Origin of the sequence: Streptomyces sp. AM 2-1-1, from assembly GCF_029167645.1 — a bacterium.
In the GTDB taxonomy this organism is placed as follows: domain Bacteria; phylum Actinomycetota; class Actinomycetes; order Streptomycetales; family Streptomycetaceae; genus Streptomyces.
This window is the reverse complement of sequence record NZ_CP119147.1, coordinates 5,472,835-5,493,179: the sequence shown is the minus strand read 5'-3', so window position 1 is coordinate 5,493,179 and position 20,345 is coordinate 5,472,835. Positions and strand designations below refer to the sequence as shown.

General features: G+C 73.6%; 22 protein-coding genes. 9 read left to right on the top strand and 13 right to left on the bottom strand.

The window, feature by feature from the left end:
* Positions 1-128: 128 nt before the first annotated feature.
* The 8 genes from hisF to hisD are packed head-to-tail and all read right to left on the bottom strand — an operon-like array spanning position 129 to position 5,964.
* A complete protein-coding gene (gene hisF, locus PZB77_RS24005) occupies positions 129-884 on the bottom strand; it encodes an imidazole glycerol phosphate synthase subunit HisF (RefSeq protein ID WP_275494692.1) in 756 nt (251 codons plus the stop codon).
* A complete protein-coding gene (locus PZB77_RS24000; protein ID WP_275494691.1) occupies positions 881-1,357 on the bottom strand; it encodes a RidA family protein in 477 nt (158 codons plus the stop codon). Before PZB77_RS24000 ends, hisF begins: the two co-directional genes overlap by 4 nt.
* Positions 1,354-2,079 carry a bifunctional 1-(5-phosphoribosyl)-5-((5-phosphoribosylamino)methylideneamino)imidazole-4-carboxamide isomerase/phosphoribosylanthranilate isomerase PriA gene (gene priA / locus PZB77_RS23995; RefSeq protein WP_275494690.1) on the bottom strand — a complete coding sequence of 242 codons (726 nt, stop codon included), beginning with the start codon at positions 2,077-2,079 and terminating at the stop codon, positions 1,354-1,356. The genes PZB77_RS24000 and priA overlap by 4 nt, the downstream gene beginning before the upstream one ends.
* Complete coding sequence (gene hisH / locus PZB77_RS23990; RefSeq protein WP_275494689.1) at positions 2,079-2,720, bottom strand: imidazole glycerol phosphate synthase subunit HisH; 642 nt, start codon at positions 2,718-2,720, stop codon at positions 2,079-2,081. The genes priA and hisH overlap by 1 nt, the downstream gene beginning before the upstream one ends.
* 13 nt (positions 2,721-2,733) lie before the next feature.
* Positions 2,734-2,901, bottom strand: coding sequence for a hypothetical protein (locus PZB77_RS23985; protein ID WP_275494688.1), 168 nt, complete (start codon positions 2,899-2,901; stop codon positions 2,734-2,736).
* Positions 2,898-3,500, bottom strand: a complete 603-nt coding sequence (hisB, locus tag PZB77_RS23980) for an imidazoleglycerol-phosphate dehydratase HisB (protein WP_275494687.1) — start codon at positions 3,498-3,500, stop codon at positions 2,898-2,900. Before hisB ends, PZB77_RS23985 begins: the two co-directional genes overlap by 4 nt.
* The gene (locus PZB77_RS23975; RefSeq protein ID WP_275494686.1) at positions 3,497-4,636 is read right to left on the bottom strand and encodes a histidinol-phosphate transaminase; all 1,140 of its coding nucleotides are present in this window, start codon (positions 4,634-4,636) and stop codon (positions 3,497-3,499) included. The genes hisB and PZB77_RS23975 overlap by 4 nt, the downstream gene beginning before the upstream one ends.
* Positions 4,633-5,964, bottom strand: coding sequence for a histidinol dehydrogenase (gene hisD / locus PZB77_RS23970; protein ID WP_275494685.1), 1,332 nt, complete (start codon positions 5,962-5,964; stop codon positions 4,633-4,635). The genes PZB77_RS23975 and hisD overlap by 4 nt, the downstream gene beginning before the upstream one ends.
* A 148-nt stretch (positions 5,965-6,112) precedes the next feature.
* Between hisD and PZB77_RS23965 the strand changes: the two genes are divergently transcribed.
* The 4 genes from PZB77_RS23965 to ybaK all read left to right on the top strand — a co-directional run bounded on the left by PZB77_RS23965 (position 6,113) and on the right by ybaK (position 10,193).
* Positions 6,113-7,726, top strand: coding sequence for an oxidoreductase (locus PZB77_RS23965; protein ID WP_275494684.1), 1,614 nt, complete (start codon positions 6,113-6,115; stop codon positions 7,724-7,726).
* A 136-nt stretch (positions 7,727-7,862) separates the two neighbouring features.
* Positions 7,863-8,903: a hypothetical protein gene (locus PZB77_RS23960; RefSeq protein ID WP_275494683.1), complete on the top strand. Its 1,041-nt coding sequence runs from the start codon at positions 7,863-7,865 to the stop codon at positions 8,901-8,903.
* 5 nt (positions 8,904-8,908) lie between these two features.
* Positions 8,909-9,655: an LON peptidase substrate-binding domain-containing protein gene (locus tag PZB77_RS23955; RefSeq protein ID WP_275494682.1), complete on the top strand. Its 747-nt coding sequence runs from the start codon at positions 8,909-8,911 to the stop codon at positions 9,653-9,655.
* 40 nt (positions 9,656-9,695) lie between these two features.
* Positions 9,696-10,193 (top strand): Cys-tRNA(Pro) deacylase, encoded by a 498-nt coding sequence (ybaK, locus tag PZB77_RS23950; protein WP_275494681.1) that lies wholly within the window; start codon positions 9,696-9,698, stop codon positions 10,191-10,193.
* 63 nt (positions 10,194-10,256) lie between these two features.
* On the opposite strand, the gene PZB77_RS23945 is transcribed toward ybaK, so the two are convergent.
* The 4 genes from PZB77_RS23945 to PZB77_RS23930 all read right to left on the bottom strand — a co-directional run bounded on the left by PZB77_RS23945 (position 10,257) and on the right by PZB77_RS23930 (position 14,537).
* Positions 10,257-11,078, bottom strand: a complete 822-nt coding sequence (locus PZB77_RS23945; RefSeq protein ID WP_275494680.1) for an ABC transporter permease — start codon at positions 11,076-11,078, stop codon at positions 10,257-10,259.
* A gap of 86 nt (positions 11,079-11,164) precedes the next feature.
* Positions 11,165-11,911 carry an ABC transporter permease gene (locus tag PZB77_RS23940; protein ID WP_275496193.1) on the bottom strand — a complete coding sequence of 249 codons (747 nt, stop codon included), beginning with the start codon at positions 11,909-11,911 and terminating at the stop codon, positions 11,165-11,167.
* Between the two features lie 199 nt (positions 11,912-12,110).
* Complete coding sequence (locus PZB77_RS23935; protein ID WP_275496192.1) at positions 12,111-13,094, bottom strand: ABC transporter ATP-binding protein; 984 nt, start codon at positions 13,092-13,094, stop codon at positions 12,111-12,113.
* Between the two features lie 195 nt (positions 13,095-13,289).
* Entirely contained in the window at positions 13,290-14,537 is a 1,248-nt protein-coding gene (locus tag PZB77_RS23930) for an NYN domain-containing protein (RefSeq protein ID WP_275494679.1), read from the bottom strand.
* A gap of 260 nt (positions 14,538-14,797) precedes the next feature.
* Here PZB77_RS23930 and PZB77_RS23925 point away from each other — a divergent pair, with 260 nt between their 5' ends.
* The 5 genes from PZB77_RS23925 (at position 14,798) to PZB77_RS23905 (ending at position 19,668) form a co-directional block, all read left to right on the top strand.
* A complete protein-coding gene (locus PZB77_RS23925; protein ID WP_275494678.1) occupies positions 14,798-14,977 on the top strand; it encodes a hypothetical protein in 180 nt (59 codons plus the stop codon).
* A 415-nt stretch (positions 14,978-15,392) separates the two neighbouring features.
* The gene (locus PZB77_RS23920; RefSeq protein WP_275494677.1) at positions 15,393-16,718 is read left to right on the top strand and encodes a DUF2252 domain-containing protein; all 1,326 of its coding nucleotides are present in this window, start codon (positions 15,393-15,395) and stop codon (positions 16,716-16,718) included.
* Between the two features lie 52 nt (positions 16,719-16,770).
* A complete protein-coding gene (locus PZB77_RS23915; RefSeq protein ID WP_275494676.1) occupies positions 16,771-17,448 on the top strand; it encodes a hypothetical protein in 678 nt (225 codons plus the stop codon).
* Positions 17,449-17,511: 63 nt separating this feature from the next.
* Entirely contained in the window at positions 17,512-18,327 is an 816-nt protein-coding gene (locus tag PZB77_RS23910) for a DsbA family protein (RefSeq protein ID WP_275494675.1), read from the top strand.
* Between the two features lie 363 nt (positions 18,328-18,690).
* The gene (locus tag PZB77_RS23905; RefSeq protein ID WP_275494674.1) at positions 18,691-19,668 is read left to right on the top strand and encodes a zinc metalloprotease; all 978 of its coding nucleotides are present in this window, start codon (positions 18,691-18,693) and stop codon (positions 19,666-19,668) included.
* A gap of 90 nt (positions 19,669-19,758) precedes the next feature.
* Here the strand turns inward: PZB77_RS23905 and PZB77_RS23900 are convergent, their stop codons facing one another.
* Complete coding sequence (locus PZB77_RS23900) at positions 19,759-20,337, bottom strand: dienelactone hydrolase family protein (RefSeq protein WP_275496191.1); 579 nt, start codon at positions 20,335-20,337, stop codon at positions 19,759-19,761.
* Between the last annotated feature and the right edge of the window lie 8 nt (positions 20,338-20,345).

The window sequence follows — 20,345 nt, the reverse complement described above, 5'->3', positions numbered from 1 at the left end:
TGCACCGCGTGGTACCGCCGCGTCGTTCGCTGGCGGTGGCCACTCTGGCGGTGCTCCCCGGGGTCACGCATCGGCGAGATCGCCGGTCTTGGGGCGGACCGTGCCCCGTGCGCGCTCGTGCCGGTGCCTCAGCGGACGGGGTGTCCGGCCTCCCGCAGGGCGCCCTTGACCTCGGAGATCCGCAGGTCGCCGAAGTGGAAGACGGACGCGGCGAGGACCGCGTCGGCGCCGGCCCCGACGGCGGGCGCGAAGTCGGCCAGCCGGCCCGCGCCGCCGGAGGCGATGACGGGGACGGAGACCCGGGCGCGTACCGCCTTGATCATCTCGGTGTCGTAACCGTCCTTGGTGCCGTCGGCGTCCATCGAGTTGAGCAGGATCTCGCCCGCGCCCAGCTCGGCGGCCCGGTGCGCCCACTCGACGGCGTCGATGCCGGTGCCCTGCCGGCCGCCGTGCGTGGTGACCTCGAAGGTGCCCGCGGGGGTGCGGCGGGCGTCGACGGAGAGCACGAGGACCTGGCTGCCGAAGCGTTCGGCGATCTCCCGGATCAGCTCCGGGCGGGCGATGGCGGCGGTGTTGACGCCGACCTTGTCCGCTCCGGCGCGCAGCAGCTTGTCGACGTCCCCGGGGGTGCGGACGCCACCGCCGACGGTGAGCGGGATGAAGACCTGCTCGGCGGTGCGGCGGACCACGTCGTAGGTGGTCTCGCGGTCACCGCTGGAGGCGGTGATGTCGAGGAAGGTCAGCTCGTCGGCGCCCTCGGCGTCGTAGAGCTTGGCCATCTCGACGGGGTCGCCCGCATCGCGCAGGTTCTGGAAGTTGACTCCCTTGACGACCCGGCCCCTGTCGACGTCGAGGCAGGGGATGACGCGTACGGCGAGGCTCACCGGGCCCCTCCCCGACAGGCCTCTACCTCGACCTCGACGACCAGGCTGGGGTCGACGAGACCGGCGACGATCACCATCGTGGCGACGGGCCGCACGTCGTCGAAGAGCTCCTTGTGGGCGCGGCCCACGTCGTCGGTGTCCCGGGCGTGGGTGACGTACATGCGGGTGCGCACCACGTCTTCGCGGCCGAGACCGGCCTGCCCGAGGGCCGCGAACGCGACCTGGAAGGAGGTCATGGCCTGTTCGTACGGCGAACCGGACGCGATGGCGCCGTTGACGACGGAGGTGCAGCCGGCCACCAGGACGAGGCCGCCGGGGAGTTCGACGGCACGGGAGTAGCCGAACTTCTCCTCCCACGGTGCCCCGGACGCGAACCGGCGCACGCCGGAGCCGGTGGCATCGGGGGTGGCGGCGGGGTGGGAGGCGTCGCCGGTGGCGTCGGGGCCGGGCGCGGAGGGGGCGGAGTCCGTCATGCGGCGACCGCCTTGAGCGCCTCTTCCAGGGTGAACGCCTTGGCGTAGAGCGCCTTGCCGACGATCGCGCCCTCGACGCCCTCCGGCGCCAGCAGGGAGATCGCGCGCAGGTCGTCCAGCGAGGAGACGCCGCCGGAGGCGACGACCGGGCGGTCGGTGACGGCGCAGACGTCGCGGAGCAGGCCGAGGTTGGGGCCCTGGAGGGTGCCGTCCTTGGCGATGTCGGTGACGACGTAGCGGGCGCAGCCCTCGGAGTCGAGGCGGGCGAGCGTCTCGTAGAGGTCGCCTCCGTCGCGGGTCCAGCCGCGGCCGCGCAGGGTGGTGCCGCGGACGTCGAGGCCGACCGCGATCTTGTCGCCGTACTCGGCGATGACCTTGGCGACCCACTCGGGGGTCTCCAGCGCGGCGGTACCGAGGTTGACGCGGCGGCAGCCGGTGGCGAGGGCCGCCTCCAGCGAGGCGTCGTCACGGATGCCGCCGGAGAGCTCGACCTTGATGTCCATCGCTCCGGCCACCTCGGCGATGAGCGCGCGGTTGTCGCCGGTGCCGAAGGCGGCGTCGAGGTCGACCAGGTGCAGCCACTCGGCGCCGGCCGACTGCCAGGCGAGGGCTGCCTCCAGCGGGGAGCCGTAGGAGGTCTCGGAGCCGGACTCGCCGTGCACGAGGCGGACGGCCTGGCCGTCGCGGACGTCGACGGCGGGGAGGAGTTCAAGCTTCGGCATTACAGCGTCTCGATCCAGTTGGTCAGCAGCTGGGCACCGGCGTCGCCGGACTTCTCGGGGTGGAACTGGGTGGCCCACAGCGCACCGTTCTCCACGGCGGCCACGAACCGCTCTCCGTGCGTGGCCCAGGTGACGCGGGGGGAACGGATCTTGGCGTTGGTGACTTCGAGGCTCCAGTCGTGCGCCGCGTAGGAGTGCACGAAGTAGTAGCGGGCCTCGGGGTCGAGCCCGGCGAAGAGCTGACTGCCCTCGGGGGCCTCGACCGTGTTCCAGCCCATGTGCGGGACGACGTCCGCCTGGAGCGGTCCCACGGTGCCGGGCCACTCGTCCAGGCCCCCGGTCTCCACGCCGTGCTCGATGCCCCGCTCGAAGAGGACCTGCATCCCGACGCAGATGCCCATCACGGGGCGGCCGCCGGAGAGCCGGCGGTCGATGATCCAGTCGCCGCGGGCGGCCTTGAGACCGCCCATGCAGGCGGAGAAGGCGCCGACGCCGGGGACCAGGAGCCCTTCGGCGTTCATCGCCCTGTCGTAGTCACGCGTTATCTCGACGTCCGCGCCGACCCGGGCCAGCGCCCGTTCGGCGGAACGGACGTTGCCGAAGCCGTAGTCGAAGACGACGACCTTCTTCTTGTCGCTCATCTGTCCCGCTTCCTCAGTCCCACAGTCCCTGGATCCGCAGTACGCCTGCGACCAGGCACAGCGCGGAGGCGATGCAGAGCAGCACGATGACGCCCTTGGGCATGCCCTGCTTGGAGAAGGAGTAGACGCCGCCGGCCAGGAAGAGGCCGACGACGATCAGGATGGTGTTGAGGCCGGTCACAGGGCGCCCTTCGTGGAAGGCAGGATTCCGGCCGCGCGCGGGTCGCGCTCACTGGCGTAGCGCAGGGCCCGGGCGAGGGCCTTGAACTGGCACTCGACGATGTGGTGGGCGTTGCGGCCGTACGGGACGTGGACGTGCAGGGCGATCTGGGCCTGCGCGACGAAGGACTCCAGGATGTGCCGGGTCATCGTGGTGTCGTACTCGCCGATCATCGGCGCCATCTTCTCCGGCTCGGTGTGCACCAGGTAGGGACGGCCGGAGAGGTCGACGGTGACCTGGGCGAGCGACTCGTCCAGCGGGACGGTGCAGTTGCCGAAGCGGTAGATGCCGACCTTGTCGCCGAGCGCCTGCTTGAAGGCGGCGCCGAGCGCGAGGGCGGTGTCCTCGATGGTGTGGTGCGAGTCGATGTGCAGGTCGCCGTCGGTCTTGACCGTGAGGTCGAAGAGGCCGTGGCGGCCGAGCTGGTCGAGCATGTGGTCGTAGAAGCCGACGCCGGTGGCGACGTCGACCTTTCCGCTGCCGTCGAGGTTGATCTCGACCAGTACGGAGGTTTCCTTGGTGGTGCGCTCCACGCGGCCCACGCGGCTCTCGCCCGTCATGCGTCGTGCTCCTTCTTGATGTCGCGTACCGCGTCGAGGAACGCGTCGTTCTCTGCCGGGGTCCCCGCGGAGACCCGCAGCCATCCCGGTACGCCGTTGTCCCGTACCAGGACGCCCCGGTCGAGGATCGCCCGCCACATGGCGTGGCTGTCGTCGAAGCGGCCGAACTGGACGAAGTTGGCGTCCGAGTCGGTGACCTCGTGGCCCAGGGCGCGGAGTTCGGTGACGATCCGGTCGCGCTCGCCCTTGAGTCGCTCGACGTACCCGAGGAGCGTATCGGTGTGCTCCAGGGCGGCCAGCGCGGTGGCCTGGGTGACGGAGGAGAGGTGGTACGGCAGGCGTACCAACTGCACGGCGTCGACCACGGCGGCGTCGGCGGCGAGGTAGCCGAGGCGCAGCCCGGCCGCGCCGAACGCCTTCGACATGGTGCGCGAGAGGACCAGGTTCGGCCGGCCCGCGATCAGCGGGAGCAGGGAGGGGTGGTGGCTGAACTCGCCGTACGCCTCGTCGACGACGACGAGGGACGGCCGGGCCGCCTGCGCCGCGTCGTACAGCGCGAGGACGGTGTCGGCCCCGACGGCGGTGCCGGTGGGGTTGTTGGGGGAGGTGATGAAGACGACGTTCGGCCGGTGCTCGGCGATGGCCTTCCGCGCCGCCTCCACGTCGATGGTGAAGTCCTCGTTGCGCGGGCCGGAGATCCACCCGGTGCCGGTGCCGCGCGCGATGAGGGCGTGCATCGAGTACGAGGGCTCGAAGCCGATGGCCGTGCGGCCGGGGCCGGCGAAGGCCTGCATCAGCTGCTGGATGATCTCGTTGGAGCCGTTCGCCGCCCAGACCTGGTCGGTGGTGACCTCGTGTCCGGCGGTGCGGCCGAGGTAGCCGGCGAGCCCGGTGCGCAGCTCGACGGCGTCCCGGTCCGGGTAGCGGTTGAGGTCGCGGGCGGCCTCGCGGACGCGTTCGGCGATCCGGTCGACGAGGGCGTCGGGCAGCGGGTAGGGGTTCTCGTTGGTGTTCAGCCGGACGGGTACGTCGAGCTGGGGGGCACCGTACGGGGACTGGCCGCGCAGCTCCTCCCGGATCGGGAGGTCGTCGAGGCGGACGGGAGAGGTGGGGCGGGTGGTGTCGTCGTGGGTCACGCCTGCGGAACCTTCCAGCCAAACCGGGCCTTGAGTGCGGCGCCGTGGGCGGGGAGGTCCTCCGCCTCGGCGAGGGTCACCACGTGGTGGGTCACCTCGGCCAGCGCGTCACGGGTGTAGTCGACGATGTGGATGCCGCGCAGGAAGGACTGCACGGAGAGGCCCGAGGAGTGGCAGGCGCAACCACCGGTGGGCAGCACGTGGTTGGAGCCCGCGCAGTAGTCGCCGAGGGAGACCGGCGACCAGGGGCCGACGAAGATCGCGCCGGCGTTGCGGACGCGGTCGGCGACGGCGGCGGCGTCGGCGGTCTGGATCTCCAGGTGTTCGGCGCCGTACGCGTCGACGACCTTCAGCCCGTCCGCCAGGTCGCGGACGAGGACGATCGCGGACTGCCGGCCGGCGAGCGCCGGCGCGATGCGGTCGGCGACGTGCTTGGATGCGGCGACCTGCGGGGCGAGCTCGGCCTCGGTGGCGGCGGCCAGCTCCTCGGAGTCGGTGACGAGGACGGCGGCGGCCATCGGGTCGTGCTCGGCCTGGCTGATCAGGTCGGCGGCGAGGTGGACCGGGTCGGCGGTGGAGTCCGCGAGGATCGCGATCTCGGTGGGTCCGGCCTCGGCGTCGATGCCGATGCGCCCCTTGAGGAGGCGCTTGGCGGCGGCGACGTAGATGTTGCCCGGGCCTGTGACGAGGTTCACCGGGCGGCAGCCGTCCTCGCCCTCGGTGCCGTAGGCGAAGAGGGCGATGGCCTGGGCGCCGCCGGCGGCGTACACCTCGTCCACGCCGAGCAGGGCGCAGGCGGCCAGGATGGTGGGGTGCGGCAGGCCGCCGAACTCCTTCTGCGGCGGGGAGGAGACGGCGATGCCCTCGACGCCGGCCTCCTGGGCCGGGACGACGTTCATGACGACGGAGGACGGGTAGACCGAGCGTCCGCCGGGGACGTAGAGCCCGACGCGCTCGACCGGCACCCACTTCTCGGTGACCGTGCCACCGGGGACGACCTGGGTGGTGTGGGTGGTGCGGCGCTGCTCGCGGTGGACGAGGCGGGCGCGGCGGATCGACTCCTCGAGGGCGGCGCGGACGGCGGGGTCGAGCTCCCGCAGCGCGTCCGCGAGGGCGGCGGCGGGCACCCGGAGCGAGTCGGGGCGTACGCCGTCGAATTTCTCCCCCCACTCGATCACTGCCGCGGAGCCACGATGGCGTACGTCCTCGCAGATGGGCCGCACCGTCTCCAGGGCGGCTTCCACGTCGAACTCGGCACGGGGCAGCAGGTCGCGCAGGGGGGCGCCCTCGGGGAGGACGTCGCCGCGCAGATCGATTCGAGTGATCACACCTCCAATTCTCTCAGACCGCCCGAGCCGTCCGGTCGGCCGTATCAGTGGCTGATACACGTCCGCGTCACTCTGTGTGCCGTTTTCCGTTCATACGGTCACACAGGGGGAAGAACGGCAGTAGAGCGTGTGCACAGGGAGGTCGCAAGTGACGGAGCCGCACGAGAGCGACATCCCGGAGGGACTCAGCGCCGCGGAGCTGGGCATGTGGCAGTCCTTCCGGAACGGAACCACCTTCGACCTGCGTACCCACGACCCCGAACGCGACGATCCGTTCGGCCCGCACATGTGGGGGCCGGGGCGCAGCGTCGGGGCCCGGGTCGTGGCCCGGCTGCTGCTGAGCGGCCCGCCGGCCCGCCCGGGCCGGGTGGCGGCGCTGAAACTCAGGGGCGTGCGCGTCACCGGCAAGCTGGATCTGGCCGGTGGCCGGGTGTCGCCGTACGTCGAGCTGACCGGCTGCCGCTTCGAGCAGGAAGTGGTCTTCCCCGAGTGCCACTTCACGACGCTGCGGATGGTCGGCTGCGCGATGCCCCGGCTGGAGGCGGCCCGGCTGCACACCGAGGGCGATCTCCATCTGCCGCGCTGCCGGGTCGACCGGGGCGTACGGCTGACGGACGCCCAGATCGGCACGGACCTGCTGATCAACCAGATCAGCGTGGGCTGCGACCGGCGGGGCCGGGCGATCACCGCCGACGGGCTCAACGTCGCCCAGGACCTCCAGGCGGAGATGATCGAGACGTACGGCGAGGTCAGTCTGCGCGGGGCCACGGTGGGCGGTTCGCTGAGCCTGCGCGGCAGCCGGCTGCGGGCGGCGGAGGGCCGCAAGGCGCTCAACGCACCGCAGTTGCGGGTGGAGCGCTCGCTCTACCTGACCGAGGCGTGGGTCAGCACCGAGACCGGGAACCAGGGCACCACTCCCCCGTACGGCATCGTCCACGGGCCGACGTCGGACCTGACGCCCGCCCGCGGTTCGCGCTCACAGGTCCTCGAGTGCCGGGGCGGGGTCCGGCTCGACGACGGCCGGTTCGGGGACGTGCTCGACCTGCACCTGGCGCGCTTCGTGCTGGAACCCCACGAGGAGCTGTCGCTGCGCCGGATCGTGGTGCCCGAGCTCCGGTTCAGCCCGGAGCGCCCCGAGGAGGGCCGGGTCGTGCTGAACGGCGCGCGGGTGGTCACCCTGATCGACCTGTCGAGCAGCTGGCCGGGGCCGGGCGGGCTGGCGATGGGCGGGTTCTTCTACGAGAACCTCGTGCCGTACGGCCACTTCCCGCTCTCCCGGCGCCTGGAGTGGGTGCTCGCCGCCACCCCGGAGTACGTCCCCGAGCCGTACGAGCGGCTGGCGACGGTGCTGCGCAGTTGCGGCGAGGACGCGGACGCCCGCGAGGTGCTGCTCGCCAAGCAGCGCCGGCGCCGGGAGACGCTGCCGGTCGCCGGGAAGCTGTGGGGGTTCCTCCAGGACTGGACGGTGGCGTACGGCTACCGGCCGGGGCGCGCGGCGGTGTGGATGGCCGTGTTGTGGGCGGCGAGCACGCTGGCCTTCTCCCGGCACGAGCCGGCCTCGATCAAGGGTGACGAGCACCCGGAGTGGAATCCGGCGCTCTACGCGCTCGATCTGCTGATCCCGGTGATCGGTCTGGGCCAGGACGGCTACTGGCGGATGACGGGCGGCTGGCAGTGGGGGGCGGCCGGGCTGGTGCTGGTGGGGTGGGTGCTGGCCACCACGGTCGCCGCCGGCGCCTCCCGGCTGCTGCGGCGGGGGTGAGGGGGCGAATGCCCGGGGGAAGCTCCCTCTCTTTGCCGACTCTTGACCTTGTGCGGGGCAACCCCTCCAGATCCCCCCGCGTCGGCACCAAAGCTTCACAGCTACCCCCTGGCGCCTCTCCCACCAGCGTTTTTCAATGGTCCGCACCATGGCTTCGCTTCGCGCTCCGCTCCGTACCGCGCGCAGGGTCCGGCACAGCCTCCGGCTGTCAGCAGGGCTTCCCCCGGCCGACGCGGTCATGCTCGACGCCCCGGACAGCCGGCTCTCCCCCGCGCTGGTGGCCGCGGCCGAGGGCGCGTACGGTCCGGCCGCGAAGCTCCTCGCCACCACCCGCGACACCGCCGCGTGGGAGCTGCGGGACCGTTACCTCGGCAGGCTGGCCGCCTTCGCCCACGGCCGGGACGGCTGGCTGCGGGAGTGGCTGGCCGCCGCTCCGGGTGACCCGGACGCGGTTCTCGTCCGGGCCGCGCTCGCGGTGCGCCGGGCGTGGGAGGCTCCCGCGGCGGTGGAGCGGCTGCGGGAGGTCGCCCCGCTGATCACCGCCGCAGCCGAGGCCGATCCGCACGACCCGGTCCCCTGGCGGCTCGCCCTGGACCACGCGCGCGGCACCCGCGCCTCGCACACCGCCTTCGGGGCGGTGTGGGAGGAGGCGGTCCGGCGCTCCCCGCACCACTACGGCTGCCACGTGGCGGCGCTGCGCTACCTCTCCGCCTCGTGGCAGGGGTCGCACCGCGCCTGCTTCGACTTCGCCGAGCGCGCCGCCGAGGACGCCGCCCCGGACTCCCTCGTCCAGGGCCTGCCGGTGCGCGCCGCCCTCCACCTGCTCCTCGACCCGGGCGCCGGCGGGTCCACCGCCGCCGTGCCGCCGGAGCGGATCGAGGACGCCGCCGATCTGGCGATCGGACTCTCCGCCCGGTACCCGGCCGGCGACCCGTGGCCCGCGGGGATCCGCAACCTCCTCGCGTACGTGCTGGTGGCACGGGCCCGCTGGGAGGAGGCGCTGGAGCAGTTCCGGCTGATCGGGCCGTACGCCCAGTCGTTCCCGTGGTCGTCGGGGGGCGAGGACGCGCTGGCCCGTTTCCTGGAGGCGAGGGACGGGGCGCGGCTCCAGGTGGCCTCGGCGACCCCGCTGTGGGCCCGGGCCGGACACGGCGGTCCGCCCGGCCATTACGCTTGAGCGTTGTGACCACAGCGCACCTGCCCCTCTTCCCGCTCAACGCGGTTCTGTTCCCCGGCCTCGTGCTGCCGTTGAACGTCTTCGAGGAGCGTTATCGCGCCCTGATGCGCGAGCTGCTGAAGACCGACGACACCGAGCCCCGCCGCTTCGTCGTGGTGGCCGTCCGTGACGGCCGGGAGACGGCGGTGACCGGTACCGGGATGCCGTCGGACGCGGCGGTGCCCGTCGAGCGCACCCCCGCCGGCGGCTTCGGCGACGACCCGATCCAGTCCTTCCACCGGGTCGGCTGCGTGGCGGACGCGGCCAAGATCCGGGAGCGCGCCGACGGCACCTTCGAGGTCCTCGCCACCGGCACCACCCGGGTCCGGCTGCTCTCGGTGGACACGAGCGGTCCCTACCTGACGGCCGAGGTCGAGGACGTGGCGGAGGACGCGGAGGCCGGCGAGGCCCGGACCCTCGCCGAGGGTGTGATGCGGGCGTTCCGCACGTACCAGAAGCGCCTGGCCGGGGCGAGCGAACAGTCGCTGACCACGGGCGGCGACCTGCCGGACGAACCGTCCGTCGTCTCCTACCTGGTGGCCGCCGCCACCGTCCTGGACGTGGCCACCAAGCAGCGGCTGCTGCAGGCTCCGGACACCGCGACCCGGCTGCGCGAGGAGCTGACCCTGCTCCGCAAGGAGACGGCGGTCATCCGTCACCTGCCGTCGCTGCCCGCGGTGGACCTCACCCGCGCCCCCACGCACCTGAACTGACCCCCGACCCCCACCCGAGCGAGCCGAGGACCCTCCGAGCGTGGCGAAGAAGACGAAGAAGCAGCAGGGCGGTACCCCGGCCACGGTCGCGCTGACCTCGGCCGGTACCGCCTTCACGGTCCACGCGTACGAGCACGACCCGGCGTCGCCCTCGTACGGCGAGGAGGCGGCCGAGGCGCTGGGCGTCCCGCCCGAGCGGGTCTTCAAGACCCTGGTCGCCGACGTGGACGGCGAACTGACGGTGGCGGTGGTTCCGGTCGCCGGTTCGCTGGACCTGAAGGCGCTCGCGGCGGCGGTCGGCGGGAAGCGGGCGGCCATGGCCGATCCGGCGGCGGCCGAACGCACCACCGGGTACGTACGCGGCGGCATCTCGCCGCTGGGCCAGCGCAAGCGGCTGCGGACGGTCCTCGACTCCTCGGCCGGGGCGCACCCCACCATCTGCGTGTCGGCGGGGCGGCGGGGCCTGGAGGTGGAGCTGGCGGCGGCGGACCTGGCGCGGCTCACCGGCGCGGTGCTCGCCCCGATCGGCCGCCCGTGACTCCCGGCGGGCCGTCCCGCCGGGCGTGACGCCCGCCGCGGGCCGGGGGCCGCAGGCCGGGTGTCAGGCCGGCGGCTGGGGTCCCGCGGGTCCCCGCTGGTCGCTCCGCGCGCGGGCCCGCGCGCCGGGCGCGTCCTGCGGGTCGGCCGGGACCGCGCTCTGCGGCGCGGGGCCGGTACCGGCCGGGTCCGGTGTGCCGTGGAGCGGCCGTCCGGCCGTGCCGTACGCCTCCTCGGCGCCGTGCGCCGCCCAGCCGCCGTACTCGCCCGGCATGCCGGGTCCGGGGTCCCGGGGCGCGAAGGCCGCCGTGAGGATCAGGTGCACGAGCATCGCCGCGATCGGCCAGGCCAGGAGCGCGCCCTTCGCGTGCAGCTCCAGCGGCGCGTCGAAGGTCACCCCCCGACCCGCCTCCTTGGCGTGGGCGACCACGTCCGAGGTCGGGCCGAGGCTCGTCCCCAGCCACCAGGCGAGCAGGGCTCCCAGCACTCCGCCCAGCGCCAGGGCCACCACCGTCGCGATGCCGCCGGTGCGGCGGAGCAGGAAGGCCACGACGGCCGAGACGAGCCCGAATCCGGCGGCGAGGAGGGCGAACGTGCCGTCCGCGCCGATCGCCTCCTCCCCCTCGCTGTCCTTGAGGTAGACGGCGGTGCTGTCGGAGATCAACGGGATGCGCGGGGCGAGCCAGAGCCAGAGCAGGCCGAGCACGACGCCGGCGAGGGCCAGGACCACGGTGACCGCGGCGGCCTGCCGGACCGCGGCCCGCGCCTCGGCAGGGGCGGGCGGCCACTGGCCGGCGGCGCCGGGGACCAGGTGCGAACCCGCCGGAGGGACCGGCCCGGGATCGTGGGGCGTCGGCGGGTCGGGCGGCGTCAGGGGTGCGGTCACCGTGCCATCGTGCCAGGCGGTCGCGCGCGCCGCCGCACCGGACCCGGCCCGGGACGGGCCGCCGCTCTCCGGCGCTCCCCCGCGCCTCAGCGCACGGCGGCGCGGCGGTACGCCCAGGTCGCCACGGCCAGCGAGAGCACGCCCACCGCCGCGCAGACCCCGAGGTCCAGTGCGACGACCGTCCAGTCCGGGTGGGCGTCGAAGGACCGGGCCAGCGCCTCCACCCCGTACGTCGACGGCAGCAGGTCGCGCGCCCAGCGCACCACCTGGGGCAGCCGTTCGGCGGGCAGCACGCCCAGCAGCAGCGCGGCCGACATGCCGAGCTGGCCCAGCAGGGTGGCCAGTTCCTGGCGCGGCGCGAGGAGTCCGAGCGCGGCGCCGAGCCCGGCCAGCGCGGCTCCGGCCAGCGGGACCACGGCGACCAGCACCCACAGGTGCGACAGGGGCAGCTGGAAGAGGGCGCTCCCGGCGACCGCCGTGAAGACCGTGCCCGGCACGGTGAACGAGGCGTACGCGCCCGCCGCGCCCAGCACCACGGCCGCCGGCGGCACCGGCAGCGTGGCGTAGTGGTCGAGGCCGCCGTCGGCACGGAGCCGGCCGAAGTACTGGGCGAGCAGGTTCAGCGCGACGAAGGCGACCACCAGCACGCTGGAGCCCGCGACCACGGACCGCGCCTCGCTCCCGCCGTCGACGACCCCGCGCATCATGACCATGATGCCGACCGACTGGAAGGTCGCCACGAACAGCAGCGGGATGCGGGCCACCCGGGCCCGGGAGAGCTGCGCCCGGTAGACGGCGGCCAGCGCGGGCAGCAGCCGGGCGCGCGGCGCCAGCGGCGCCGGCTCCCCGACCCAGCACCCGGCGGGCGGGCCGGCGTCCGTCTCCGCCCGCGGGGCGTGCGGGGAGACCGCCTCGGCGGGCACGATGCTCGTCACCTGGCACCGCTCCCGTCCACTGCCGCTGTCCGTCCCCACACGTCCCGCCCGTCCCCGCGTCCACGCCCGGCCGGAGCCGGGGGCGTCACCGCCGCCCTCATCCCTTCACCAGTCCCCTGCGCGCGTCCGCCGCGTCCCCGCCGAGCGCCAGATAGACGTCTTCCAGGCTGGGTGTCGCCAGGGTGAAGTCGTCGAGCGCCGCGAAGGCCGCGCCCCCGGTCACCGCCGCGACGGCGGCCCGCGCCTCGTCGGGCTTCAGGCGCAGCACCCAGCGGCGCCCGGACTCCTGTGCCGAAGGGCGCAGGGCGGCGACCTCCGGTACGTCCAGCGGGGCGCGCTCCCGCCACATCAGTTCGACGCGGACCTCACCGGCCACCTGTTCCTTGAGGCCCTGCGGGGTGTCGCAGGCGATGACCTTGCCCCGTTCGACGACGGCGACCCGGTCGAGGACCGTCTCCGCCTCGATGACGTTGTGGGTGACGAGCAGGACGGTCGCGCCGTGCTCGGCCCGCCGCCGGTCGACGGCGGCCCAGACGGCCCGGCGGGCGACCGGGTCCATGCCGGTGGTCGGCTCGTCCAGGATCAGCACCGGGCGCCGTCCGACGAGGGTGGCGGCGAAGCAGGCGAGCCTGCGCTGGCCGCCGGACAGCTTCTTCAGGGGGCGCCCGGCCAGCTCGGTGAGGCCGAGCTCCTCCAGGACGGCGTCGCGCTCGGCGCGGGCCTCGCGGACACCGAGGCCGCGCAGCCGCCCGGTGGTCTCGGCGGCGAGGGAGACGGTGAGCTCGTCCAGGGCGGTGGACTCCTGGCCGAGGTAGCCGATGAGCCGGGAGGCGCGGTCGGGGTGGCGCACGAGGTCGTGGCCGAGGACCTCGACGCTCCCGGAGTCGGGGCGCATCAATCCGGTGAGCTGGCGCACCAGGGTGGACTTGCCGGCGCCGTTGGGGCCGAGCAGCCCGAAGATCTCGCCGGCCCGCACCTCCAGGGTGACGCCGTCGGTGGCCCGTACCTCGGCTGCGGCGGGCGCGCCGCGGCGGCCCCGGACGGCCGGGTAGGTCTTCACCAGATCACGCACCGCGCACACGGTCCCGGTGGCCCTCTGCGCCTGTGCTGTGCCCGTACTCACGAGGTACGAGAGTACGGGGTCGGACGGTCCGGACGGCGCCGGGGGCCGGTCCCCGGGCCGGGCCCGCCGGCGCCGGGCGCCCGGCGGGAACGGTCGGCCGCGGCCCGGGGGGCGCGGGGAGCACGGCACGCTCCCCCGGTGCGGGCCGCCGGATCACTCCTGGGCGAGCGCGTGCCCCGCGGCGGCGGTGATGTCGATCTCGCGCCAGAATCCGGCCCGGATGGCGTAGCGGTCGTGCTCGTCGATCTGGTCGTCCTTGTGGGCGAGGAGTCCGAAGCGTGCCGCGTACCGCAGCAGTTCGCCGTCGATCCGGTGCGGGATGCGCGGGTACATGGTGGAGAGCTTCTGGAGGTGGACGGTCTCCGGCAGCCGTTCCATCCAGCGGCGGGCGAAGACCTGGCCGACCTCGAAGGGGTCGCCGCCGACCGTGGTGATGTCCTCCTCGCGGTCGGCCCACCGCTGCTCGGCGGTGGTGACCTGGGCGAGGGTGGGCAGCGAGGCGGTCTCCGGGGGCTCCCCCGCACCGCCGCGGTCGACCCAGCCCTTGTCCGAGGACCAGCGCAGGGTGGCGCTCGGCGCGGGCTGCGCCGGGGCGGTGGGGGCGCCCGCGGCGGCGCGGAGGGCGGCGAGGTCCTTGGGCGTGGGGACGCCCTTGTGGCCGGGCCCGGACTCCGGGGCGCCGGCGTCCGGGCGGGCGGGCGCGGGGGCGCCGGCCCGGGCCGCGGCCTGGGCTTCCGAGGCGCGTTCGGCGGAGGCCGCGAGGGCCGCCTCGGGCAGGGGCGCGGAGAGGATCGCGGCGATCTCGGGGCGCGGCACGGGCTGCGGGGCGCAGACCCCGCCGGTCTCCTTGGCGCGTACGGCCCTGGTGATCCAGGCGCGGTCGAGCACCCGGCGCTCGTCCGCCTCGGCCACCAGGTCCTCGGACTGGTTGTAGTCGCCGTCCGCGGCCTGGACGGCCCAGAGGTGGACGGCGACCCCGTGTTCCTTGGCCGACATCAGTCCGGGCAGCAGGTCACCGTCGCCGGTGACCAGGACCACGTCGGAGCAGGCGCGGTTGCGCGCGAGTTCGGTCAATTCGGCGTGCATGGCCGCGTCGACGCCCTTCTGCGCCCAGCGGCCGTCGCTCCGGGTCAGCGCGCCGAGACGGACGGTGACCCGCGGCATCACCCGCAGCCTGCGGTGCTCGGGCTGCGGTACGCGGTCGGGTGCCCCGTCGAACCAGTAGATGCGCAGCAGGGGTTGCTCGGTGTCGGCCTCGGCCAGCTCGCGCAACCCCTGGATCAGGGCGGCGTGGTCGACGGTGATGCGCGACCGGGCTGGTTCGCCCGCCAGCAGACTCGCGGCCGCGCCCAGCAGGTAGCCGGCGTCCACCAGGACGACGCAACGGTCCACGCGTTCCACCCTCTTCCGGTAATTCGCCGAACGGGTTACTCAGGGTTTCCGTCGAGTCTGCCCGACCGCAGGGAGACAGACGGCCGGAACTCGATCTTCGGCGTGGCGAATGCGGGGACCCCCGCCACCGGGGACGGAATGGGGCCTTGGTGACAAGTACTCCGCGATGTCCACTACGGATGGTAATGATCCAACATGCGTGCTCTGTGGGGCTATGTGAATCTGACATCGGTCCTGGCACCCAGGACTCCCCACAGGAGGCATTCACCATGGCCAAGAACAAGAACCGCAAGCAGGGCAGCCAGCAGGACCGCGCGTCCGCCGCGGAGCGCGGAGCCGAGCAGGCGAAGTCGACGTCGTTCGAGGACCGCGGCGCCTCGCAGTCGCAGGCCCAGGGCAGCCCCGCGGACGTGGCCCGCAAGCACCAGCGGCGTTTCGGCCACAACTGACGGCTCTGACACCGCAGTGAGGGGCGCTCCCGCCGTCATCGGCGGGAGCGCCCCTCACGTCCGTCCGTGCGCCGGCGCGCGGACGCGGGCCGGGCCGGGGCCCGTACTCCCCACCGGCAGGGAGCAGTTGGCGGCCGCCCCGGCGGAGCACGCACTGCTGGCGGCCCACCGGCGACCGGCCGTGCGCTCCCTCCCGACGCACCGCCCGGCGCCGCACCCGGATCGTCGACGACCGCGGCCGGCGCCCGCCGCGGCCGTCCGGAAGGGCCCCCGGAGTCCACGTCGTCGCGGCTCGGTACACCCAGGGGCACTTGCGAGTACGGTCGCGCGTTGGAGGAGCGAGGACGCTCGTCCGCTTTGTCGTGAACGCCATGTCCGACGAAGTTCGACGCCATGTACCAGGAGGCACCCAGCGATGTCGGAACAGCAGAGCGGCGCGGAGGACCGCGGGGAGCGGATTCTCGCCGTCTTCGAGACCGCCTTCGGGGAGCTGCTGGCGGCGGACCCGGCCGCTTTCCAGGTGAAGTTCCGGAAGATGGCGGGCTCGGCCTTCGCCTTCTACCGGGGCACCGCCGCCCTGTTCTACGACGATCTGGCCCAGGAGGCCTCCGGCGGCCCGTTCCTCGACGAGCGCACCGGCCGGGTCTGGATACACGGTGATCTCCACGCCGAGAACTTCGGCACGTACATGGACGCCAACGGCCGCCTGGTCTTCAACGTCAACGACTTCGACGAGGCGTACGTCGGTCCGTTCACCTGGGATCTCAAGCGCTTCGCCGCCTCCGTCGCGCTGATCGGGTACGCCAAGGCGCTGAGCGACGACCAGATCACCGAGCTGGTCGGGATCTACGCCGCCGCGTACCGCGAGCGCATCCACGCCCTGGCGACCGGCGCGAAGAACGACGAGGTGCCGCCCTTCACCCTGGACACCGCCGACGGTCCGCTGCTCGGCGCTCTCCGGGTGGCCCGGTCGCTCACCCGGTTCTCGCTGCTGGACTCCATGACGGAGATCCGTGAGTTCGAGCGCCGGTTCGCCCCCGGCGCGGGCGCCATCGATCTGGACGCCGCGACCCGGTACAAGGTCCTCGCCGCCTTCGACGGCTACCTGGAGACGCTGCCCGAGTCGAGCCTGACCCGCCCGGACTCCTACCGGGTGAAGGACGTGGTGGGCCGGCGGGGCATCGGCATCGGATCGGCCGGGCTGCCCTCGTACAACATCCTGCTGGAGGGGAACAGCGACGCCCTGGAGAACGACGTCGTGATCTACCTCAAGCAGGCCCAGACGCCGGCCGTCTCCCGGCACGTCCGGGACGCCTCCGTGCGGGACTACTTCCAGCACGAGGGCCACCGCACGGTGATCTCGCAGCGGGCGCTCCAGGCCCATGCCGACCCCTGGCTGGGCTGGACCGAGCTGGACGGCGCGGGGCAGCTGGTCGCCGAGGTCTCGCCGTACGCCGTGGACCTGGACTGGTCCGACATCGACGAGCCCGACGAGATCGCGGCGGTCGTCGCCGACCTCGGCCGGGCGACGGCCACCATGCACGCGGCGGCCGACGACGAGAGCGGTCACTCGCTGGTGCCGTTCTCCACCGAGCGGGCCATCGACGCCGCCATCGCGGCCGACGAGGACGGCTTCGGCGATCTCCTCGTCGACTTCGCCCACGGCTACGGCGCACGGGCCCGCCGGGACCACCGGATCTTCGTGGACCTCTTCCGCAACGGCCGCATCCCGGGGCTGTGAATCCCGGGCCTTTAGGAGTCGCTTACCGGGGGCCGTGCGAGACTCTCCGGCGATGGACATATCAGGGACGCGACCCAGGACCGCGCGCGCGGCGCTCTTCACCGCGCTCGTCGTCACGCTGTCCTCCGCCTCCCACGTCCTGCTCTCCCGGACCGCCCTGCCGGTGACCGCGCTGGCGCTGATGGCGGTCCTGGTCTTCGCCGCCGCGTACGCGCTGGCGGGCCGGGAGCGCGGCTTCGGCGCGATAGCGGGGCTGCTGGTCCCGCTGGAGCTGGCCGCCGACACCGTCTTCACCACCGGCCAGCAGCTCTGCTACGGCGCCGCGGGCGGCCCGGTGGCCGGTCCGCTGCGCTCCCTCGGTTTCGACGTGCTCTGCGACGGCCACGGGGTGGGAGCCCCCCTGGCTCGGGTGACCGGGGTCGGCTCTCCCGCCGCCGCGGCCCTGCCGATCCACCCGGGGCCGGTGGTCCCGTGGCTGCTGCTCGCCGCACACGTGACGGTGGGGCTGCTGGCGGCGGCCTGGCTGCGGCGCGGCGAGGCCGCGTTCGCGGCCCTGCTGCGGGCCGCGGCCGCCTCCGCGTTCCGCCCGCTGCTCGTGGCGGTGGCGGCGGCCGCCGGGTACCGGCGGCCGGTGGGGGACGCGGTGCGTGCGGTGGGCCGGCGTCCGTTCGTCGCCGCGCGTCCCCTCGTGCACTCCGTGGGCCGGAGAGGACCGCCGCTGCCGGCCTGAACCCCGGCACGGCATCGACTCCTCCCGTCCTGTTTCCACGTACATCCCCACGGAGAACGCATCATGAGCAACCGCAACAACCAGGCGAACAAGGCAGCGGCCCGCGAGCGGCTGCGCGCGGAGCGCGAGCGCCAGGTCAAGAAGGACAAGGCCCGCAAGCAGGTCATCGTCGGCGTCTCGATCGTCGCGGTGCTGGCGATAGCCGGCGGTATCGCCTACGGCGTCAACGAGCTGAACAAGCCGGACGCCTGGGAGGCGGCGGGCGACGCGAAGACGGTGGCCGCCCCGAAGAACACGACGGGTGAGAACGGCACCACCGTCGTGATCGGCGAGGCTTCGGCGAAGAAGACGCTGGAGATGTACGAGGACTCCCGCTGCCCGATCTGCGCCCAGTTCGAGCAGACCGTCGGCGAGACGATCAGCAAGGACGTCGCGGACGGCAAGTACAAGGTCAAGTACGTCGGCGCCACCTTCATCGACAACAGCGACAACGGCGAGGGCTCCAAGAACGCCCTCAGCGCGCTGGGTGCGGCTCTCGACGTCAGCCCCGAGGCGTTCCTGCAGTACAAGGCGGCGCTGTACTCGGCGAAGTACCACCCCGAGGAGAGCGAGGACAAGTTCGCCAAGGACAGCTACCTCATCGAGGTCGCGAACTCGGTGGACGCCCTCAAGGACAACAAGGCGTTCCAGAAGAACGTGAACGACGGCACCTACGACTCCTGGGCGGTGAAGATGTCCAAGACCTTCGACGCCAGTGGGGTGACGGGCACGCCGACCCTGAAGATGGACGGCAAGAACGTGACCGGCGAGGGCAGCGACAGCGCGCCCATGACGGTGGCCGACTTCACCAAGGCGGTCGACGCGGCGCTCAAGGCCTGACGCGCGGGGATGCTCCCGGACGGGGGCGGACGGACACGGCTCGTGTTCCGTCCGCCCCCGTCCCGTGCTCCGGGGCGTTCGCTCCGAGGTCTCCCGGCACATTCGGGCCACGGCCCGCGCGACGGCCGTGTGTCCCCGGGGTAACGGCCGGGGGGACGGAGTGACCCGCTGCCCCTCCGCACGTGCGGCCGGGTTACGGACTCGCTTCCGGCAGCGGCCCCGGGACGGGGCGCACTCCTCGGGGGGCCTGTCCGCCCGCCCCCCGAACAGGCCGGAAGAGCCCTCCCGCTGGCATGACATGGGCACGTAATCTCCCGGCGGCGGGCGAGGAAATCCCTCGCCCGCGCGTCCCGAGGAGTCCCCGTGCGCGCTCTTTCGAAGCTCTCCCCCCACGTGCGTCGCCACCTGCTCGCCACCGCCGCCCTGGCCGGCACCCTGGCCCTGGCACCGGTGTCCGCCTCCCCCGTCAACGCCGCCGCCGCTCCGCAGGCCACCGCCTGCGCCGACGACGCGGGCTCCGCCCTCGCGCGCCAGGCCCGTCCCGGCGCGGGCAGCGCGGCGCACGAGCCCAACGACGTCAGCAGCGCCGCCGCGAAGGAGATGGACGCCGATCTGCGCACCAGACTCGCCCAGCGCCGCTCGGCGGGCGTCACCGCGGCGGCGGCCGGCGCCTCGATACCGGTGTACGTGCACGTCATCCACTCGGGAACGACCGGAAAGCTCTCGGCGAGCGCCGTCAGCTCCCAGCTGAGCGTGCTCAACAGCGCGTACGCCGGAGCCGGTACGGGCAACACCGCCACCGGGTTCAGCTTCACCCTGGCGGGGACGGACTACACCGACAACGCCACGTGGTACAACCTCAGCTCCGGTTCGAGCGCCGAGAAGACGATGAAGAGCACCCTGCACAAGGGCGGGGCCAACGCCCTCAACCTCTACACCGCCAACCTCGGCGGCGGTCTCCTCGGCTGGGCCACCTTCCCCAGCTCCTACACGTCGAGCCCGGCCATGGACGGGGTGGTGATCCTCGACACCTCGCTGCCGGGCGGCGCCGCCGCCAACTACGACGAGGGCGACACCGCCACCCACGAGGTCGGCCACTGGCTGGGGCTCTACCACACCTTCCAGGGCGGCTGCAACGGAAACGGGGACTACGTGGCCGACACCCCGGCCGAGAAGAGCGCGGCGTACGCGTGCCCGACCGGACGGGACAGCTGCGCGAGCAAGACCGGGGCCGACCCGATCCACAACTTCATGGACTACACCTACGACGCCTGCATGTACCAGTTCACCGCCGGCCAGGTGCAGCGCATGAGCGACAGCTGGGCCGCCTACCGCGGCTGATCCACCGTCCGGCACGCCCGCGGGCCACGCACCGGCGCACCCCGCCGCGTGGCCCGCGGCACGCCGTCGCCACACGGGCACCGCACGGCGTCAGAGGGTCGCGAGGAAGCCCAGCGCGACCTTCCACGCCAGCTCGGCCGACTTCTCGTCGTAATCCGGCAGCCCGTCGTCGGTGAAGAGGTGGCCGGCGCCCGGGTAGCGGTAGATCTCCACGTCGGCGCCGGCCCGCCGCATCTCCAGGTACCAGCTGTTCAGCCAGTCGTGCGGCTCCGAGGCGTCCGGATCGGCGACGTGCAGCTGGACCGGGAGCTCGTCCGTGCTCGCGTTCGCGGCGAGGTCCGAGGTGCCGTGGAAGAGCAGGAGTCCGCGCGCCTTCTCGTCGCCCAGGGCGAGTGTCTGCGCCACGGCCGCCCCGAGCGAGAAGCCCGCGTAGACCAGGCCCTGCTCGGAGTAGGGCGCGGCGGCCAGTACGGCGCGCTTGAGCAGCTCGTCCTTGCCCAGTTCCTCCCGGTATGCCTCCGCCTCCGCCTGGGTTTCGAAGGTGTGCCCCTCGAACAGATCGGGCACGCGCACCTCGTGGCCGGCTGCTCGGAGCCGGTCGGCAGCGGCGTGCACCGCGGGCCGGAGCCCGTAGGTCGAGTGGAAGAGCATGATGTTCATGCCGCCCATCGTGCCAG

Excerpts from the sequence above, each read along its gene's own strand:
- PZB77_RS23900 (WP_275496191.1), bottom strand. The coding sequence starts at position 20,337 with ATGGGCGGCATGAACATCATGCTCTTCCACTCGACCTACGGGCTCCGG.
- PZB77_RS23920 (WP_275494677.1), top strand. The coding sequence starts at position 15,393 with ATGTCGGAACAGCAGAGCGGCGCGGAGGACCGCGGGGAGCGGATTCTC.
- PZB77_RS23960 (WP_275494683.1), top strand. The coding sequence starts at position 7,863 with ATGGTCCGCACCATGGCTTCGCTTCGCGCTCCGCTCCGTACCGCGCGC.
- PZB77_RS23910 (WP_275494675.1), top strand. The coding sequence starts at position 17,512 with ATGAGCAACCGCAACAACCAGGCGAACAAGGCAGCGGCCCGCGAGCGG.
- PZB77_RS23925 (WP_275494678.1), top strand. The coding sequence starts at position 14,798 with ATGGCCAAGAACAAGAACCGCAAGCAGGGCAGCCAGCAGGACCGCGCG.
- priA (WP_275494690.1), bottom strand. The coding sequence starts at position 2,079 with ATGCCGAAGCTTGAACTCCTCCCCGCCGTCGACGTCCGCGACGGCCAG.
- hisH (WP_275494689.1), bottom strand. The coding sequence starts at position 2,720 with ATGAGCGACAAGAAGAAGGTCGTCGTCTTCGACTACGGCTTCGGCAAC.
- hisB (WP_275494687.1), bottom strand. The coding sequence starts at position 3,500 with ATGACGGGCGAGAGCCGCGTGGGCCGCGTGGAGCGCACCACCAAGGAA.
- PZB77_RS23915 (WP_275494676.1), top strand. The coding sequence starts at position 16,771 with ATGGACATATCAGGGACGCGACCCAGGACCGCGCGCGCGGCGCTCTTC.
- PZB77_RS24000 (WP_275494691.1), bottom strand. The coding sequence starts at position 1,357 with ATGACGGACTCCGCCCCCTCCGCGCCCGGCCCCGACGCCACCGGCGAC.